At 72.1% G+C, this 19,265-nt stretch carries 15 protein-coding genes; all 15 read left to right on the top strand.

Annotated elements, in window-relative coordinates; all coding sequences use genetic code 11:
- The 15 genes from asnB to rfbC are packed head-to-tail and all read left to right on the top strand — an operon-like array spanning position 1 to position 19,265.
- Positions 1–1,935, top strand: coding sequence for an asparagine synthase (glutamine-hydrolyzing) (asnB, locus tag ACFYW8_RS21605; RefSeq protein ID WP_389077961.1), 1,935 nt, complete (start codon positions 1–3; stop codon positions 1,933–1,935).
- Between the two features lie 29 nt (positions 1,936–1,964).
- Positions 1,965–4,169, top strand: coding sequence for a bi-domain-containing oxidoreductase (locus ACFYW8_RS21600; protein WP_389077957.1), 2,205 nt, complete (start codon positions 1,965–1,967; stop codon positions 4,167–4,169).
- The gene (locus ACFYW8_RS21595) at positions 4,166–6,124 is read left to right on the top strand and encodes an alginate lyase family protein (RefSeq protein ID WP_389077952.1); all 1,959 of its coding nucleotides are present in this window, start codon (positions 4,166–4,168) and stop codon (positions 6,122–6,124) included. The genes ACFYW8_RS21600 and ACFYW8_RS21595 overlap by 4 nt, the downstream gene beginning before the upstream one ends.
- An 8-nt stretch (positions 6,125–6,132) precedes the next feature.
- A complete protein-coding gene (locus ACFYW8_RS21590) occupies positions 6,133–7,665 on the top strand; it encodes a right-handed parallel beta-helix repeat-containing protein (RefSeq protein ID WP_389077948.1) in 1,533 nt (510 codons plus the stop codon).
- A gap of 1 nt (position 7,666) precedes the next feature.
- On the top strand, positions 7,667–8,971 hold the full coding sequence (locus ACFYW8_RS21585) for an O-antigen ligase domain-containing protein (RefSeq protein WP_389077945.1): 1,305 nt from the start codon (positions 7,667–7,669) through the stop codon (positions 8,969–8,971).
- 2 nt (positions 8,972–8,973) lie between these two features.
- Complete coding sequence (locus ACFYW8_RS21580) at positions 8,974–10,245, top strand: glycosyltransferase (RefSeq protein WP_389077940.1); 1,272 nt, start codon at positions 8,974–8,976, stop codon at positions 10,243–10,245.
- Positions 10,246–11,481, top strand: a complete 1,236-nt coding sequence (locus ACFYW8_RS21575) for a class I SAM-dependent methyltransferase (protein ID WP_365870666.1) — start codon at positions 10,246–10,248, stop codon at positions 11,479–11,481.
- The gene (locus tag ACFYW8_RS21570) at positions 11,478–12,305 is read left to right on the top strand and encodes a glucose-1-phosphate cytidylyltransferase (protein WP_365870510.1); all 828 of its coding nucleotides are present in this window, start codon (positions 11,478–11,480) and stop codon (positions 12,303–12,305) included. The genes ACFYW8_RS21575 and ACFYW8_RS21570 overlap by 4 nt, the downstream gene beginning before the upstream one ends.
- Positions 12,302–12,949 (top strand): PIG-L family deacetylase, encoded by a 648-nt coding sequence (locus ACFYW8_RS21565; RefSeq protein ID WP_365870511.1) that lies wholly within the window; start codon positions 12,302–12,304, stop codon positions 12,947–12,949. Before ACFYW8_RS21570 ends, ACFYW8_RS21565 begins: the two co-directional genes overlap by 4 nt.
- Before the next feature lie 3 nt (positions 12,950–12,952).
- Positions 12,953–13,978, top strand: coding sequence for an NAD-dependent epimerase/dehydratase family protein (locus tag ACFYW8_RS21560; RefSeq protein ID WP_389077929.1), 1,026 nt, complete (start codon positions 12,953–12,955; stop codon positions 13,976–13,978).
- A complete protein-coding gene (locus ACFYW8_RS21555) occupies positions 13,975–15,249 on the top strand; it encodes a DUF4910 domain-containing protein (protein WP_389077924.1) in 1,275 nt (424 codons plus the stop codon). The genes ACFYW8_RS21560 and ACFYW8_RS21555 overlap by 4 nt, the downstream gene beginning before the upstream one ends.
- Entirely contained in the window at positions 15,246–16,544 is a 1,299-nt protein-coding gene (locus ACFYW8_RS21550; protein ID WP_389077919.1) for a hypothetical protein, read from the top strand. Before ACFYW8_RS21555 ends, ACFYW8_RS21550 begins: the two co-directional genes overlap by 4 nt.
- Entirely contained in the window at positions 16,541–17,488 is a 948-nt protein-coding gene (locus ACFYW8_RS21545; RefSeq protein ID WP_365870515.1) for a glycosyltransferase family 2 protein, read from the top strand. Before ACFYW8_RS21550 ends, ACFYW8_RS21545 begins: the two co-directional genes overlap by 4 nt.
- Entirely contained in the window at positions 17,485–18,726 is a 1,242-nt protein-coding gene (locus tag ACFYW8_RS21540; RefSeq protein ID WP_365870516.1) for a polysaccharide pyruvyl transferase family protein, read from the top strand. The genes ACFYW8_RS21545 and ACFYW8_RS21540 overlap by 4 nt, the downstream gene beginning before the upstream one ends.
- Positions 18,723–19,265, top strand: a complete 543-nt coding sequence (gene rfbC / locus ACFYW8_RS21535; protein ID WP_365870517.1) for a dTDP-4-dehydrorhamnose 3,5-epimerase — start codon at positions 18,723–18,725, stop codon at positions 19,263–19,265. Before ACFYW8_RS21540 ends, rfbC begins: the two co-directional genes overlap by 4 nt.

Genomic DNA, 19,265 nt, shown 5'->3' with positions numbered 1-19,265 from the left:
ATGTGTGGCATCGCAGGCACTTACCGGTGGCCGGACGGGAAGGCCGTGGCCGACCGGCTCACCGAAACCCTCGCCCACCGCGGTCCGGACGGGTCGGGCCGCTACAGCCACCCCCTCGGGGACGGCGAAGTGCACCTCGGGCACCGCCGGCTGGCCATCATCGACCTGTCCGAGACCGGCGCCCAGCCGATGGCCTCGGACGGCCTCGTCCTGACGTACAACGGCGAGCTGTACAACGCGCCGGAGCTGCGTGCCGAGCTGGAGGCCGCCGGGGCGCGCTTCCGTGGCACCTCCGACACCGAGGTGCTGCTGGAGGCCTGGCGGCGCTGGGGAACGGACTGCCTGCCCCGGCTGCGCGGCATGTTCGCGTTCGGGATCTTCGACGAGCGAACCGGTGAACTGGTGCTCGCCCGCGACCAGCTCGGCATCAAGCCGCTGTTCCTGCTCCGGCGCGGCGCGGGTCTGGTGTTCGCCTCCGAGCTCAAGGCGCTCGCCGCCGTGACCGGCGGGTCGCTGGAGGTGGACCACGCCGCGCTGGTGGCGTCGCTGCTGTACTACTGGGTGCCGGACTCACGGTGCGCGTTCCGCGAGGCGGAGAAGCTGCCGCCGGGAAGCTGGATCCGGTTCCGGCCCGACGGCCGGGTGGACCGCGGCCGGTACTGGAACCTGAGGGACGTCGCCGCCGAGGGCCGGGAACGGGCCCTCGCCGGCGAGCAGCCGGATATCGCCGCGATCGTCGAGGAGTCGACCCGGCGCCACCTGCTCTCCGACGTCCCCGTGGCGACCTTCCTCTCCGGCGGTCTCGACTCCAGCTACCTGACCGCGCTGGCGGCCCGCGACCGGCCCGGGATCTCGGCTTACACGATCGGGTTCCGCGCCGAGGACGCCAGGTTCGAGGCGATGCCGGACGACCTGCGCTACGCCCGGCAGGTGGCCGAGCGGTTCGGCGTCGACCTGCACGAGATCGAGATCGCGCCGAACGTGCTCGACCTGCTGCCGCGGATGACGTATCACCTGGACGAGCCGATCGGCGACCCCGCCGCGATCAACACGTTCCTGATCTGTTCGGCCGCCCGGGAGGCCGGGGTCAAGGTGATGCTCTCGGGGATGGGTGCCGACGAGCTGTTCGCCGGATACCGCAAGCACCTGGCCAACCTGATCGCGCTGCGCTACCAGCGCGTGCCCCGGCCCCTGCGGCGCGGTCTGTCCAGGGCCGTGGACAGGCTGCCGGTCGCCACGGCCCGCCGGGGGTACCGGTCGGTGCGCTTCGCGAAGCGGTTCCTCTCCTTCGCCGACCTGCCGGAGGAGACGGCGTTCCGGCGCAGCTACACCATGTACGACCAGGACGAGTTGCTCGCCCTGGTCGATCCGGACCTGGCCGGGACGGTGGAGGACGTGCTCACCGAGCACGCGGACATCTACGAGGACAACGACCTCGACGACTTCGTCAACCGTATGTGCCTGGGCGACGCCCGGATGTTCCTGCCCGGCCTGAACCTCGCCTACACGGACCGGTCGAGCATGGCCGCCTCGACCGAGGTGCGGGTGCCGTACGTGGACGTCGAGGTGGTCAGGGCGGCGTTCGCCGTGCCCGGCGATCGCAAGATCGTCGGACGACAGGGCAAGGCCGTCCTCAAGGAGGCGGCCACCTCGATCCTGCCCCGGGAGATCGTGTACCGGCCCAAGGGCCTGTTCAGCGCGCCGCTGCGCGCCTGGATGAGCCGGGATCTGGCACCGCTGGTGCGCGAGGTGGTCAACGACGGCGTACTCGTCGGCTCAGGGCTCCTGCGCCGCGACGCCCTGGCGCGCATGGTCGCCGAGGACGCCGCCGGGCAGCGGGACTTCTCCAAGCATCTGTGGCATGTGCTGACCCTCGAGTACTGGTACCGCGACGCGACCTCCGGGTCCGGCCGGAACGCTCGCTCGGCGGCGTAGAAGACGGCTTAGAAACAAGGGGACTTCGGGTGAAACAGGTCGTACAGAACTACAAGAGCGGCGAGCTGGCGGTGCTCGACGTGCCGGTGCCGGGATGCAAGCCGGGCGGTGTGCTGGTGCGCAGTGCCTACTCGCTGATCTCCACCGGGACCGAACTCATGAAGGTGTCCGAGGCCGGCATGTCGATGCTGGGCAAGGCCCGCTCCCGTCCGGACCAGGTGGCCAAGGTCATGCAGAGCGTGGCCACCAATGGGGTGCCCGCCACCTACCGCAAGGTGATGGGCAAGCTGGACTCCTACACGCCGCTGGGTTACTCGCTGTGCGGGGTGGTCGAGCAGGTCGGCACCGGGATCGACGACGTGAAGGTCGGCGACCTCGTCGCCTGCGCCGGCAACGAGCACGCGCTGCACGCCGAGCTGAACTGGGTGCCGAGGAACCTCTACACCCCGGTGCCGGACGGCCTCGCGCCCCGGCACGCGGCCTTCGGCACCGTCGGGTCGATCGCGATGCAGGGCGTACGGCAGGGCGAGCCGCAGCTCGGCGAGGTGGCACTGGTCATCGGCCTCGGGCTGATCGGGCAGCTGGTGGTGCAGCTGCTTTCCGCCTCGGGGGTCCGCGTCGTCGGGGCGGACCCGGACCCGACGCGCTGCGAACTCGCCGAGCGGCTGGGTGCCGCGGCCTGCGGCGATCCGGCCTCCGCGGCCGTGGAAGCCGCCGTCGCCGAACTCACCGGCGGCCACGGCGTGGACCAGGTGTACCTGGCCGCCGGCGGCGGCAGCAACCAGCCCGTCGAGCTGGCCGCGCGGCTCTGCCGGGACCGCGGCCGGGTCGTCGACATCGGCAAGTGCCGCCTGGACCTGCCCTGGAACGCGTACTACGAGAAGGAGCTCGACGTCCGGTTCTCCCGTTCGTACGGGCCCGGGCGCTACGACCCGGAGTACGAGCTCGAAGGGCGGGACTACCCGATCGGCTACGTGCGCTGGACCGAGCGCCGCAACCTGGCGTGCTTCCTCGATCTCCTCGCCCGCGGCCGCGTCGACGTGGAGCCCCTGGTCTCCCACATCGCCGACTTCGACGACGCCGTCGAGACGTACCGGAGCCTGAAGGACGGCGAACTGAAGGCCGTGGCCGTGCTGTTCCGGTACCCCGAGCAGAAGGAGGAACCGGGGGAGGCGGAGGCCCCGGAGGTGGCCGTGCCCGCGGTGCGACGCGGCGCCGGAGCATCCACCCCGGCCCGGTCCGCCACGGCGCCGGTGCGGCTGGCGTTCGTCGGCGCGGGAAACTACGCGACGTCGATGCTGCTCCCGCACCTGGCACAGCGCGACGGCGTCGAGTTGTCCACGGTCGTCACCACAACGGCGCTGTCCGCGGCCAACGCGCAGCGGAAGTTCGGCTTCGCCGAGGCGACCACGGATCTCGACAGCGTGCTCGGCGACAAGTCCATCGACGCGGTGTTCGTCGTCACCCGGCACAGCTCGCACGCCGAACTGACCCGCAAGGCGCTGCTGGCCGGCAAGACGGTGTTCGTGGAGAAGCCGTTGGCGCTCACCGAGGACGAGCTGGCCGGTGTGCTCGCGGCGGTGGAGGAATCCGGCAACGACCGGCTGCAGGTGGGCTTCAACCGCCGGTTCGCGCCGCTGCTGCGGGAGGCCAGGAAGCGGTTGGGCGCCCGGACCGGTCCGGCGAGCCTGCGTTACCTGGTCAACGCGGGACGCCTCGGACACGGCAGCTGGTACCTCCAGCAGGGCACGGAGGGCTCGCGGTTCGCCGGCGAGGGCGGACACTTCATCGACACGGCGAGCTGGCTGCTGGAGGCCGACCCGGTATCGGTGTACGCGGTCGCCACGTCCGGCAATGAGGACCTGCAGGTCGTACTGCGCTACCCGGACGGGTCGACCGCCACCATCAGCTACGTCACCACCGGCGCGGCAGGCTTCCCCAAGGAGACGCTGGACCTTGTCGCGGACGGCAAGGTGCTGCGGCTCGACGACTTCGTCCGTGCCTCGCTGTATTCGGACGGCACGGCCGGCCGCAAGCGGTGGGTCAGTTCGCGGCTGCCCAAGGCCCGGGACAAGGGCCAGTCCGCCGAGCTGGCCGCGTTCATCAAGGCCGTGCGGACCGGTGGGCCGATGCCCGTGCCGCTGGAGTCGCTGGTCGCCACGACGTCGGCCACGCTCGCCGTGCAGAGCGGCCTGGCCGGCGGCGCGCCCGTGACGCTGGCGAGGGCACGATGACCATGAGCGCGGGCTGGTACCTGCGGCGGCTGTCCCGGATGGGGCCGCGGGAGGTCGGCGGCCGGGCGGGCGACGCGGTGCGCAGACGGCGGTGGCGGTCGGCGCGGCCCGACTGCCCGGGCGTGACCGGCGCCCGGTTCACCGCGGTTCTGCCCGCCGGGACGATCGCCGCGATACCTCCGGACGCCGCGAAGCGTCTCGTCGTCGGGGCGGACCGGCTGATGGACGGGCGTGCCGAGTACTTCGGCGTGGTCCGCGACGACCTGGACGACCCGGACTGGTGGTGCGACCCGAAGACCGGGCGCCGGGCGCCGGGGGGCTACTCGTTCGACGTGCCGTACCGCGACGAGGACGCGGTCGGGGACGTCAAGCAGATCTGGGAGCTGTCCCGGCACCAGTACCTCACGGTGCTCGCCGCCGCCTACGCCGTCACCGGGGAGGAGCGGTACGCCGAGCGGGTGGCCGAGCACCTGCGGTCCTGGTGGACGGCCAACCCACCGCTGCGCGGCGTGCACTGGATCAGCGGCATCGAGCTGGGCATCCGGCTGCTGTCCTGGGTGTGGATCCGCCGGCTGCTCGACGGCTGGCCGGGCGCGGCCGGGCTGTTCGAGGACAACCCCGTGGCGCTGAACCAGATCTGGCACCACCAGCGCTGGCTGGCCGCCTTCCCCAGCCGGGGGTCCTCCGCGAACAATCACGTCATCGCCGAGGCCGCCGGGCAGTTCGCCGCGGCCTGCGCGTTCGGGTGGTTCCCCTCCTCGACGCGTTGGCGGGCCGAAGCGCTGCGGTCGCTGGAGCGGCAGCTGCGCGCCAATACCTTCGAGTCCGGCCTCAACCGCGAGCTGGCCACCGAGTATCACGGACTGGTCCTGGAGCTCGGCCTGGCCGCGGTGGCCGAGGCGGATGCCGCCGGGGTGCCGGTCCCCGAGTCGGTCCGGCTGGTACTGCTGCGGATGACCGACGCGCTCGCGGCCATCGTGGACAGCCGGTTACGGCCGCCGCGCCAGGGGGACGCGGACGACGGGCACGGCCTGGTCGTGGACGGCGAGGGCACCGACCGCTGGGCCTCGCTGCTGGCCACCGGGGACGCCGTGTTCGGCCGGCTCGCCTGGTGGCCGGGAGTGACCGGCACCGATGTGCGCACCCCGCTGCTGGCCGCGCTCGTCCGGCCGAACCCGGCGAACGGAACCGCGCCGGCCGTGTCCCGGCCGGCAAGCCGACCGGCGCATTTCGCCGACGCGGGCATGACCATCCTGCGTGGTCCGGCGGAGATCTGGTGCCGCTGTGACGGCGGTCCGCACGGCTTCCTGTCCATCGCCGCGCACGGCCACGCGGACGCGCTGTCCGTGGAGGTCCGGCACGACGGGGTCGACGTGCTCGCCGACCCGGGGACGTACTGCTACCACGGGCAGCCCGAGTGGCGGCGGTACTTCCGGTCGACCCTCGGCCACAACACCCTGCAACTGGACGGCGCCGACCAGTCCGTCTCCGGCGGCCCGTTCCTGTGGACCCGGCAGGCCCGCAGCCGCGTCCTGGCCATGGACACATCCCACGAGGCAGTGGCCCGCTGGTGCGCCGAGCACGACGGTTACCAGCGCTCGGTGCACCGCCGCCGGGTGGAGCTGACGGCCGCGAGCCAGGAGCTGAGGGTGGTCGACGAGGTGCGCGGCCCGCGCCGGGACGTACGCCTGGCGTTCCACCTCGGCCCGGCGGTCGCCGCGGACCTGACGGGCAGCCGGGCCGTGCTCACCTGGACCCGGGACGGCGAGGACCGCTCCGCCGTGCTCGACCTGCCCGGGCAGCTGCGCTGGCGGGCGCATCGCGGCGAGACCGACCCCCCGCTGGGCTGGTACTCCGCCGGCTTCGGGCGCAAGGAACCCGCCACGACGCTGGTCGGCACCGGCTTCGCCGACGGCGCGCAGGGGTTCACCACCGTGCTCAGGTTCCGCGGCTAGGGGGGCGCGTGGGAATCAAGAGGCGGCACTGGGCGCTGACGGCGGCACCGCTGGCGCTGGCACTGCTGGTGGCGACCGGCTGTGAGAGCACGCAGGGCGCCGGGACGGAGCCGAAGGCCGCGCCGTCCACGTCCGCGGCCCGATCCGCGGCCCGGATGTGCGCCGAGCCCGCGGCCGGGCCGGCGAAGGCACCGGCGGGCGCGGTGACGGTCGACCCCGCTGTGGTCGGTGACCTGGCGGCGAAGACCAGGAAGAGCCCCCCGAACACCACGTTCTGGCTTCGGCCGGGCAAGCACCGGCTCGACCCGGACCGCTACGCCCAGGTCATCCCCAAGAAGGGGGACCGCTACCTCGGTGCGCCGGGCGCGGTGCTCGACGGCCGGAAGAAGAACCAGTACGCGTTCGGCGGCAGCGCCCGCGACGTCACCATCCGCTACCTGACCGTGCAACGTTTCGTGGCGCCGCCCGACGAGGGCGTGGTCAACCATGACTCGGCCGACGGTTGGGTGATCGAGCACGCGACGATCCAGGACAACTCCGGCGCCGGGCTGATGGCCGGTGCCCGCCAGCGGGTCCTCGCGAGCTGCCTGCGCGACAACGGTCAGTACGGCATGAACGCGTACAAGGGCACCGGCCGTATCAGTGGCCTGGTGGTCGAGGGCAACGAGATCGTGGGCAACAACACCGGTGACTGGGAGCGGCGGCGGGAGGGCTGCGGCTGCACCGGAGGCATCAAGTTCTGGGCCGTCGACGGCGCCGACATAAGCGGCAACTGGGTGCACGACAACCGCGGAACCGGGTTGTGGGCGGACACCAACAACAACGACTTCCGCATCGAGGACAACGTGCTGGAGGCCAACGACGGTGCCGCGCTGATCTACGAGACCAGCTACAACGCGGTCATCCGGAACAACACGATCCGGCGGAACAACTGGGTCGAGGGCCGCAGGGAGGCCGACCGCGGCGACTCCTTCCCGTACGCGACCGTCTACCTGTCCGAGTCCGGCGGCGAACCACGGATCCGAGCCCGTACCGACAAGATCGAGATCTATCGGAACGTGCTGGAGAACAACTGGTCCGGGATCACACTGTGGGAGAACGCCGACCGGTTCTGCCACAGTCCGGCCAACACCTCGTCCGGTGACTGCACCTTGCTGGTGCGGGACACCGACCGCTGCGCGAAACCGGCGATCGACACCGCGCCTCTCTACGCGGACTGCCGGTGGAAGACCCAGCGGGTGGACATCCACGACAACCGCTTCGTGCTGGACAAGTCCGTCGTCGACTGCACGGTGAAGTGCGACCGCATGGCGGTGCTGGCCAACTACGGCACCTATCCCGACTGGTCGCCGTACAAGGGCAAGCTCGTGGCCGACGCGATCACCCACAAGCAGCACAACCGCTGGCACGACAACGTCTACATCGGACCGTGGAGGTTCGTCGCCCACGACCCGAGCCGGGTGCTCGACTTCGGGCAGTGGCAGGGAGCGCCGGACCGGCAGGACGCCGGCAGCACCCTCGACCCACGGGCAGGTGGTTGAGATGGGCGGGGGCGTGCTGCGCGACGGGCCGCCGGGCGGACCGGACACGGCGGACACGCGGCCCGGCGCCGAACCGCGCCCGGCCGGCACACCGAGGCTCGTCGGGACCGTCTGGGGGTTGCTGATCCTCAACACGCTGGGCTCCGCCGGGGCGAAGACCATCGTCCCGCTGCCCCGCTCCCTCATCCAGATGGTCACCATGGGCGCGCTGGTCGCCGCGTTCGCGCTGGCGCTCGCGGTCAATCTCCGGCTGCGGATCCGGGCCAGTGCCTTCCTGTTCCTGCTCACCCTGCTGCTGGGACTGAGCGTGATCTCCAGCGCGAACCTGGAGTCCGGGTTCGGCGCGCTGTTCCGCTGCGCCCGGCTGGCTCTCTTCGTCGGCACGCTGTGGCTGCTCAGCCGCTGGTGGGACGGCGGTCCGACGTTCGTCCGGCACCACATCCGGATGTACTTCGCGGTGCTCGGGTCGGTGGCCGCCGGTCTCGTCGTCTCACCGGGCGCGGCCCTGCCCGGGCTCTACGGCGGGCGGCTGGTCGGCGCGTTGTGGCCGCTCACCCCGCCGCAGATCGGACAGTACGCCGCGGTCATCATCGGGCTCACCGTGCTGCTCGCTCTGGGCCGCCGGACCGACAGGACCAGCGCGGTGGTGGTCATCGTGCCGTCCCTCGTCCTGCTCGCGCTCACCCATACCCGGACGGCCACGCTCGGCCTGCTCGTCGGGCTGGCGCTGGCGATCGGCTCGCTCATCCTGACCAGCGCACCCGCCCGCCGGTTCTTCGCCTGGGCGGTGCTGTGCGCGGCGGTGGCCGCGGTGGGGTTCGCCTCCGTGCTGCAGGCGTGGTTCCTGCGCGGACAGAGCCAGGAGAACTTCAGCAGCCTCACCGGCCGGGCCAAGGTCTGGGAAGCCCTGCTGGCGGCTCCGCGGACGACCTCGGAGTATCTGTTCGGCATGGGCCTGGGCGACAAGTCGTTCGGCGGGCTGCCGATCGACAACAGCTGGCTGGCCGTCTTCAACGAGCAGGGGATGACCGGCGTCGCCCTGGTGGCGGCGATCATCATCGTGCTCGGCGGTGTCGCGTTGCTGCGCCCGCCGTCGCTGTCGAGGGCGTGCGCGATCTTCCTGATCAGCTACTGCGCGATCGCGTCCTACACCGAGGCCGGTCTTGGCGACGCCTCGCCGTATCTGCTGCATCTGGCCCTGGCCGCCTCGCTGCTGGCGGCACCGGCATCCACCACTCCCCTCCCGGCACCCGGATTCCCTCGACGCCGCGTCCCGCGATGGGCCCAGAGATCGGAGGCCACCTGAGCATGCACGTCCTCGTGGTGCACAACCGCTATGCCTCGGCGCAGCCGAGCGGGGAGAACAAGGTCGTCGACCAGGAGGTGGCGCTGCTGCGCGGGGCCGGCCACCGGGTCGAGGTGTTCGAGCGGCGCAGCGACGACATCTCCGCCCGGTCCCTGCTGGGCAAGGCCGCGATACCGCTGCTGGTTCCGTGGAACCCGGCGGTCCGCACGGAGCTCGCCGCCAGGCTGCGCGCCGAGCGACCGGACGTGGTGCACGTCCACAACGTCTTCCCGCTCCTGTCGCCGGCGGTGCTGGCCGCCTGCGCCGACGCCGGTGTGCCCGCCGTCGCCACACTGCACAACTACACCCAGGTCTGCCCGCCCGGCACGCTGCAGCGGGACGGCCGGCCGTGCACCGAGTGCGTCGGCTCCTCGCCGCTGCCCGCCGTCCGGCACGGCTGCTACCGGAACTCCCGGCTGGCGACGGTGCCGCTCGCGGTCGGCCTGTCGGTCAACCGGCGGCGGTGGTGGTCCGGCGTGGAGCGGTTCTTCTGCATCTCCGGGGCGCAGCGCGACGTGCTGGTGCGGTCGGGGATGCCGCCCGAGCGGCTGGCGGTGAAGCACAACTTCGTGCCCGACCCGGACACCCGCCGGACGGACGCCGGCGAGCAGCTGCTCTATCTCGGCCGGCTCGCGGAGGCCAAGGGCGTGCGGCTGCTCATGACCGCGTGGGACGAACTCGCCGCCGACGGCGGGGTGGGCGTCCCGCTCGTGATCGCGGGTACGGGGCCGCTGGAGCCGGAGGTGACCGCCTGGGCGGCGGGCCGGGACGACGTCCGGTACGTCGGCCTCTACGACACGGCGGAGTGTCAGAAGGCCATCGCGCGGTCGGTCGCCGTGGTGGCTCCCTCGACATGGCTGGAGGCGTTCGGCCTGGTGGTGGTGGAGGCGATGGCGGCGGGGGTCCCGGTCGTCGCCGCCGGTCACGGCGCGTTCGTCGAACTCGTCGAGGACGGGGTGACCGGGCTGCTGCACCGGCCGGGCGAGTCCTCGTCGCTCGCGTCCCGCATACGCCGGATCGCGGTCGACGCGGACCGCAACCGGGAGATGGGCCAGGCGGCCCGGCGCCGTTACGAGCAGGGGTTCAGCCCGGCCGTCGGCCTTGAGCGCCTGGTGGAGGGGTACCGCACCGCGATCGCGGGTCGGTCCGGCGGCGGGGACAGCCCGTCGCCTGTGGGGGAAAACAGCACTGGCTCGCTGCGGGGACGACCGCGCGAGCGGGATGGGGGAAGTTAGATGACACGATGCCGACTCTGCGGCTCGGCGGCGCTCGCGAGCGTCGTCGATCTGGGGGCGACCCCGCCGTGCGAGAGCTTTCTCGCCGCGGACCAACTGGACCGGCCGGAACCGGCGTACCCGCTGCACCTGCGGGTCTGCACCGACTGCTGGCTGGCGCAGATCCCTCCGCTGATCACGCCGGAGGAGACGTTCAGCGAGTACGCGTACTTCTCCTCCTTCTCGACCTCCTGGGTCGAGCACGCGCGCACGTTCGTCGCCGACGCCGTGCGGCGGGTGGGGCTCGGCCCCGATGCCTTCGTGGCCGAGGTCGCGAGCAACGACGGGTACCTGCTGAGGCATGTGGTGGACCGGGGGATCCGCTGCCTCGGTATCGAGCCGTCGGTGAACGTCGGCGCCGCCGCGCGGGACGCGGGTGTGCCCACGCTCACGGAGTTCCTGTCCCCGGAAACCGGCTCGGCCGTCCGCGCCGAGCACGGCCCGGCGGACCTGGTCGTGGCCAACAACGTGTACGCGCACATCCCCGACGTGGTCGGCTTCACCCAGGGGCTGCGCGCCCTGGTGGCCGACGACGGCTGGGTCTCGATCGAGGTGCAGCACCTGCTGACCCTGATCGAGGAGAACCAGTACGACACGATCTACCACGAGCACTTCCAGTACTACACGGTCGCGTCCGCGACCCGGGCGCTGGCGAGCGGCGGACTCACGCTCGTGGACGTCGAGCTGCTGCCCACGCACGGCGGCTCCATCCGGCTGTGGGCCCGGCCTGCCGAGGTCGCCGGGGAGCCGAGCGGCCGGGTGGCCGACGTACTGGACCGGGAGAAGGCCGCCGGGCTGCAGGAGCTGTCCGGGTACACCGAGTTCTCCTCCCGCGTGGCCAAGGTGCGCCGGGACCTGCTGCGGTTCCTCATCGACGCGGCCGAGCGCGGCGAGACGGTCGTCGGCTACGGCGCCCCGGGCAAGGGCAACACGCTGCTCAACCACTGCGGCATCCGGCCCGACCTGCTCGCCTACACGGTCGACCGCAACCCCTACAAGCACGGCAGGTTCACCCCGGGCACCCGCATCCCGATCCTGCCGCCCGAGCGGATAGCCGCCGACAAACCCGACTACGTCCTCGTCCTCCCGTGGAACCTGCGGGACGAGCTGGTCGAGCAGCTGTCCTTCGTGCACGAGTGGGGCGGCCGGCTGGTCTTTCCCATCCCGGAACTGAGCATTGTCGAGGTCAAGTCGTGAAGGTCGTTCTGTTCTGCGGCGGTTACGGGATGCGTATGCGCAACGGAACCTCCGACGACGTGCCCAAACCGATGGCGATGGTCGGCCCGCGACCGCTGATCTGGCATGTCATGCGCTACTACGCGCACTTCGGGCACACGGAGTTCATCCTGTGCCTCGGGTACGGGGCGCACCACATCAAGGACTTCTTCCTCAACTACGAGGAGACGACGTCCAACGACTTCGTGCTGCGCGGCGGGCGGACCGAGCTGCTGTCCACCGACATCGCCGACTGGACGATCACCTTCGCGCAGACCGGTGTCGAGTCGCCGATCGGGGAGCGGCTGCGCCGGGTGCGGCACCATCTGGACGGCGACGAGATGTTCCTCGCGAACTACGCCGACGTGCTCACCGACGCCCCGCTGGCGGAGATGATCGACCGGTTCGCCCGGCGCGACGCCGGTGCGTCGATGATGGTGGTACCGCCGCAGTCGTCGTTCCACTGCGTGGACCTGGGCGAGGACGGCCTGGTGGGGGGCATCACCGCGGTGAGCGACATGCCGCTGTGGGAGAACGGCGGCTACTTCGTGCTCCGCCAGGAGGTCTTCGACCACATCCCGGAGAACGGGGACCTGGTCGCCGACGGATGTGCCCAACTGGCCAAGCGTGGACGGCTGGTGGCACATCAGCACCGCGGCTTCTGGAAGCCGACCGACACCGTGAAGGAGCGGGCGGCGCTCGACGACGCGTACACCCGGGGCGACCGCCCGTGGGCCGTGTGGGAACGGGACGGCGCGGCGGCCGGCGCGACCGGTGGCAGGGACGCCGCCGGAGCGCGCGCGTGATCCGGCTCGGCGCCGGGCGCCTGGACCGGATCGTCGCGGTGGGCGCGCACTGCGACGACATCGCCATCGGCGCCGGCGGCACGCTGCTGACGCTGTGCCTCGCGCGGCCGGGCATCCGCGTCGACGCGCTGGTGCTCTCCGGCGGAGGCGGCGAGCGGGAGCAGGAGGAGCGGGCCGCGCTCGCCGCCTTCTGCCCCGGCGCCGATCTGCGGCTGACCGTGCTCAAGCTGCCGGACGGCCGGATGCCCGCGCACTGGGACGAGGCCAAGGCCGCGGTCGAGGAACTGCGTCTGCGGACCGAGCCGGATCTGCTCCTCGCACCGCGCACCGACGACGCGCACCAGGATCACCGCGGCCTGGCGCGGCTGCTGCCCACCGCGTTCCGCGACCACCTCGTGCTCGGCTACGAGATCGTCAAGTGGGACGGCGATCTCGGCCGTCCGGCGGCGTACCAGCCGCTGTCGCCGGAGATCGCCGAACAGAAGGTGCGGCTGCTGCAGGAGCACTACCCCTCGCAGCGGCAGCGGCCCTGGTACGACCGGGAGGCCTTCCTCGGCCTCGCGCGGATCCGCGGCATCGAATGCCACGCGCGCTACGCCGAGGCGTTCACCGTCACCAAACTCACTCTCGACCTGGGGGAATGAACCTTGCGCGTACTGCTGACCGGACACCAGGGCTATCTGGGCACCGTGATGGCCCCGGTCCTCGCGGCCGCCGGGCACGAGGTCGTCGGTCTCGACTCCGGCCTGTTCGCCGACTGCGTGCTTGGCCCGCGGCCCGCGGACCCGCCGGGCCCGCGGGTGGACCTGCGCGACGTCACGGCCGAGCACGTGGCCGGGGTGGACGCGGTGATCCACCTGGCCGCGCTGTCCAACGACCCGCTGGGATCGCTGGCGCCGGAGCTCACGTACGACATCAACCACCACGCCTCCGTGCGGCTGGCCCGGCTGGCCCGCGAAGCCGGAGTGCGGCGCTTCCTGTACGCGTCGACCTGCTCCGTCTACGGCGCCTCCGGCGGCGACGACCTGGTGGCCGAGGACGCACCGCTGCGACCGGTGACGCCGTACGCGGAGTCCAAGGTCCGGGTGGAGGACGACCTGCACGCGCTCGCCGACGGCGACTTCACCCCGGTGTACATGCGCAACGCCACCGCCTTCGGCTTCTCGCCCCGGCTGCGCGCCGACATCGTGCTGAACAACCTGGTGGGGCACGCCCTGTTGTCCGGCGAAGTCCTCGTGCTCTCCGACGGCACCCCCTGGCGCCCGCTGGTGCACGCCGCCGACATCGCACGGGCCTTCACGGCCGCGCTGACCGCGCCGCGCGAGGCGGTGCACGACCGGGCGTTCAACATCGGCAGCGAGATCAACAACGTCACGGTCGCCGAGATCGCCGAGCAGGTCGCCGAGGCGGTGTCCGGCTCGAAGGTGGTGATCACCGGGGAGAACGGTGCCGATCCGCGTTCGTACCGGGTTGACTTCTCCCGGTTCCGCGCTGCGGTTCCCGGCTTCGACTGCGAGTGGACGGTGAAGCGGGGCGCGCTCGAACTCGCCGACGCCTACCAGAAGTTCGGGCTGACCCGGGAGAGCTTCGAGCAGCGCTTCACCCGGCTTGCCGTGCTGCGCGCGGCGTCCGACGCCGGGGCCGTCGACGACACCCTGCGGTGGCGCCGATGAGCGCGGCCGGGGAGGAGATGCACGCGCTGGTGGAGCGGTTGTACCCGCTGTGCCGGAGCATCACCGGCGACGGTGTGCGCGCCACCCTGGACATCGTCGGCGAGTACATACCGCTCCAGGTGCACGAGGTGCCGACGGGGACCCAGGTGCTCGACTGGACGGTGCCGCAGGAGTGGAACATCCGGGACGCGTACATCGCCGACGGCGCCGGCCACCGGGTCGTCGACTTCGCCGCGTCCAGCCTGCACGTGCTCGGCTACAGCGTGCCGGTGTCGGCGACCATGCCGTTGGCCGAGCTGCGCGGACACCTGCACACCCTGCCGGACCACCCGGCCTGGGTGCCGTACCGCACCAGCTACTACAAGCCGGACTGGGGGTTCTGCCTGGCCCAGGAGACCTTGGACGCGCTGCCCGACGGCGAGTACGAGGTGCGCATCGACTCCACGCTCGCCGATGGCCACCTCACCTACGCCGAGCACGTGGTCCCCGGACAGGTCCCCGAAGAAGTGATCGTCTCCTGCCACGTCTGCCACCCGTCGCTGGCCAACGACAACCTGGCCGGCATCGCGGTGGCGACGTTCCTGGCGCGAGCTCTGGCGGAGGAGCAGCCGTACTACACCTACCGGTTCCTGTTCGCGCCCGGCACCATCGGGGCGATCACCTGGCTGGCCCGCAACGCGGAGCGGATCGAACGGGTCGGGCACGGGCTGGTGCTGGCCTGCGCCGGCGACCGGGGCCGGCTGACGTACAAACAGAGCAGGCGCGGCGACGCGGAGATCGACCGGGTGATGCGGCACGTGCTGAACGCGTCCGAACGCCCGCACCACGTAACCGAGTTCACTCCCTACGGCTATGACGAGCGGCAGTTCTGCTCGCCCGGGTTCGATCTCGGGGTGGGCTCGCTCAGCCGGACCCCGTACGCGGGCTACCCCGAATACCACACCTCGGCGGACAATCCGGATTTCGTCTCCCCGGAGGCGATGGCGGACACGCTCACCGTCTGCCGCGAGGCGTTCGCCGTGCTGGACCGCAACCGGCGCTACGTCAACCTGAGCCCCTACGGCGAGCCACAGCTCGGCCGGCGCGGGTTGTACGACTCGCTCGGCGGCCGCAGTGACGCGAAGCAGGCCCAGATGGCCATGCTCTGGGTGCTCAGCCTCTCCGACGGCGAGCACACTCTGCTGGACGTCGCCGAGCGGTCCGGGCTGCCGTTCGACACCGTCGCCGCCGCGGCCGACGCCCTGCGCGACGCCGGGCTGGTCAAGGCATGAGGCCGATGGCCGCCGAAGGGGGGACGACGTCGAGACCGTCCGGGTCGGCCAGGCGGGCCCTCGTCGGGCGGCTGTCCTGGGGACTGGCCGACCAGGCGGCCTCCAGCGTGAGCAACTTCGTGGTGGGCATCTACGTGGCCCGCTCGCTGGGGGTGACCGCGTTCGGCGTGTTCAGCCTCGCCTGGGTGACCTACGGCGTGGTGCTCAACGTCTCCCGCGGGCTGGCCACCGATCCGCTCGTGGTGCGCTTCAGCGGAGTGGCGGACACGTCCTGGCGCGGGGCGGTGGCCAGGTCGACGGGTACCGCGCTCGGCGTCGGCGCCGCCCTCGGCGCGGCGTGTCTGGTGGCCGGACTGGGTCTCGGCGGCCGTGTGGGGCCCGCGTTCGCCGCCCTTGGCGTCATGTTGCCGGGACTGCTGCTCCAGGACGCGTGGCGGTTCTCGTTCTTCGCCGCCGGCGCCGGGCGGAAGGCGTTCGTCAACGACGTCGTGTGGGGTGTCGCACTGGTCCCGGCCATGGTGGCGGCGGCCCGAGTGGGCAGCGTGGCCGCTTTCGTGCTCGCCTGGGGCGCCTCCGCCACGGTGGCGGCGGGGTACGGCTGCGTCCAGTCCGGCATCCGGCCCCGGACGGCCCTGGCGCGCGGGTGGCTCCGCGAGCAGCGCGACCTCGGTTACCGGTACCTGGTCGAGAACGTCAGCCTCAGTGGCGCGAGCCAGCTGCGGGCCTACGGGCTCGGCGCGATCGTCGGGATCGGCGCGGTGGGCGCGGTGCGGGGCGCGGAGCTCCTGCTCGGCCCGTTCCTGGCGGTGCTCATGGGGCTTTCGCTCGTCACCGTCCCGGAGGCGGCACGGGTGCTGCGGCAGGCCCCGCGTCAACTGGGCGGGTTCTGCCTCCTCCTCGGCGGGGGGCAGGCCGCCGGCGCGCTGCTCTGGGGATCGGCGCTGCTGCTGATGCCCGGCCGGTTCGGTGAGCTGGTGCTCGGCGGCGTCTGGCACTCCGCCTCGGAGCTCATCGTGCCGATCACCCTCGGCGTCGCGGGCGCGGGCCTCGGCACCGGCGCGGCGGCCGGGCTGCGCGCACTCGGCGCGGCCCGGCGCAGCCTGCGCTGCCAGCTGTTCGCCTCCGCCTGCTATGTCGGCGGCGGGCTCGGCGGGGCGGCCGCCGCCGGCACGGTCGGCTCGGCCTGGGGCGTCGCCGCCGCGACCGTCAGCGGCTCGGCCGTGTGGTGGCTGCAACTGCGGTCCGCCCTGCGCGAGCACCACCGCACTCCCATCCCCGAAGTGAGGACCTCATGACCGACCGACCCAGGCTGAGCATCGGTCTGCCCGTGTACAACGGCGAGGAGTACCTGGCCGAGTCCCTCGACGCCCTGCTCGGCCAGACCTACGAGAACTTCGAGCTCGTCATCTCCGACAACGCCTCGACCGACGGGACCCAGGAGATCTGCCGCAAGTACATGGCGCGGGACTCGCGCATCCGGTATCTCCGGCTGCCCCGGAACATCGGCGCCACGCCGAACCACAACCATGTGCTCGCCGAGTCCCGCGGCGAACTGTTCAAGTGGGCCTCGCACGACGACCTGTACGGCCGGGACCTGCTGCGGGTCTGTGTGGAGGCACTGGACGAGCGGCCTGACGTGATCCTCGCGCACACCGGCCAGGCGGTCATCGACGGCGCCGGCCAGGTGAAGGTCCCCTACGAGTACACGCTCGCCACCGGCTCCGCGCACGCGCCGGAGCGCTTCCGCAGTCTGCTGTTCGAGCCGGGCGGCGACGACTTCTACGGGGTGATGCGGGCCGACACCCTGCGCCGGGTGAAACCGATGGACAGCTACCACCACGCGGACCGCACGTACGTCGCCGAGATCACCCTGCACGGCCCCTTCCACCAGGTGCCGGAGCTGCTGTACTTCCGCCGCGACCACCCGACCCGCGCCGAGCGGGCGAACCCGTCCAAGCGCTCCCGGTGCGTCAACCTGGACCCGCGCCGGGCCGGACCGCTGCACCCGACGCCCCGGCTCCTCGCCGAGTACGTGTGGGGCTTCGTCGCGGCGATCCGGCGAGCTCCGTTGTCCCCGGCCGACCGGCGCGCGTGCTACCGCCACCTGGCCGCGTGGATGACCAGCCGGGTCCGGCCGGGCGCCGGCGAACGGGTCGAGGACCGCGCCCCGGTCGATCCGGGCCTGCCCACGGTCTCCGTCGACGCCCTCGTCGCGGGCCGTGAGGGGAGGCGCGCATGACGGCCGTGGACAGGATCCCGGTGCGCGTCGGGGTGTTCGGCCTGCTCGGCTCCGGCAACCTCGGCAACGACGGATCGCTCGAAGCCGTGCTCGGATACCTCCGCGCCGAGCACCCGGAGGCGGTCGTGGACGCGCTGTGCGGCGGACCCGAGGCCGTGACGACCCGGTTCGGGATCCCCGCGACGCGGCTGCACTGGTACCGAGGTGAGTACCGGACCGCGTCGCGTGCGGGCGCGGTCGCTGCGAAGGGGCTGGGAAAACTCGTCGACGTCTTCCGCACCGCTGCCTGGGTGCGCCGGCACGACGCGGTGATCGTGCCGGGCATGGGCGTCCTGGAGGCGACACTGCCGCTGCGGCCGTGGGGGTTCCCGTACTCGCTGTTCCTGCTCTGCGCGAGCGGCCGGCTGCTGGGCACCCGGGTGGCGCTGGTCAGCGTCGGCGCCGCGACGATCGGCAACCGCCCGACCCGGGCCCTGGTGCGCTGGTCGGCGCGGCTGGCCGCGTACCGGTCGTACCGGGACGCGCAGTCCCGCGACGCGATGCGGGCGATGGGCGTGGACACCTCGCGCGACGAGGTCTACCCGGACCTCGCGTTCGCCCTGCCGACGCCGGTGGCGAGCGCGCCCTTCGACCCTTCGGCCCGGCCGGGGCCGGTCTGCGTCGGCGTCATGGACTTCCACGGCGGCAACGACGATCGCGCCCGGGCCGACGAGATATACCGGCGCTACCTCGACGGGACGATCCGGTTCGTCCGCGCCCTGGCCGGGGAGGGCAGGGCCGTCCGGCTGCTCACCGGTGACGAGTGCGACGCGTCGGTGGTCGCCGCGATCCTCGACTCGGTGGACTCGCCGCTGGTCACCGCCGCCGAGCCGTCCTCACTGGCCGATCTGATGAAGGAGATGGCGGCTGCCGACACCGTGGTGGCGGTCCGCTACCACAACCTGATCTGCGCGCTGAAGACCGGTACGCCGGTGCTCGCTCTGTGCTACGCGGCCAAGAGCGACGCGCTCATGACCGAGATGGGCCTCGGCGCCTACCGCCACCCGGCGCGTGAGGTCGACGCCGACCGGCTGCTCGATCAGTTCCGCGCGCTGGAGAAGGGTTCGGCCGGACTGAGGCGGACGCTCACCGAGCGGAACCTGGCCGCCGCCCGGCGACTCGACCACCAGTTCAGCTCCTTGACCGCGGCCCTGTTCCCGGCGGCCGGCCACGCCCACACCTCGCGGAAGGCTCCATGAAAGCGACCGAAGTCCCGGAGATCACCGGCGCGTACCTCTTCGAGCCGACGCCGTACGCCGACGAACGCGGCTTCTTCTGCCGCACCTTCGACGCGGACGTGGTCCGCTCGGCGGGTCTGGACCCGGACGCCTTCATCCAGGACAGTGTGTCCCGCTCGGTCCGGGGCGTGCTGCGCGGCCTGCACCTGCGCTCCGGAGCGGGCGAGGCCAAGCTGGTGCGGTGCTCGTACGGGAGGATCTTCGACGTCGTCGTGGATCTGCGCCCGGACTCGCCGACCTACCGCAACGTGGCCTCCTTCGAACTGTCCGGCGACACGCAGAAGACCCTGTACATCCCGGCGGGGTGCGCGCACGGTTTCCAGGCCCTGACCGAGACCGCCGACACCTCCTACCGGATCGACCGCCCGCACGATCCCGCCGAGGACGTGACGATCGCCTTCGACGACCCGGAGCTCGCCATTCCCTGGCCGCTGCCGGTCACATCGATGTCCCAAAGGGACCGGGAGGCGCCAAGCCTCGCCAAGGTCCTGCAGCACTAA

The sequence above is a fragment of the Streptomyces sp. NPDC002742 genome, from assembly GCF_042888885.1.
In the GTDB taxonomy this organism is placed as follows: Bacteria; Actinomycetota; Actinomycetes; order Streptomycetales; family Streptomycetaceae; genus Streptomyces.
The sequence above is the reverse complement of the archived record's forward strand: the minus strand, read 5'-3'. Positions and strand labels throughout refer to the sequence as shown.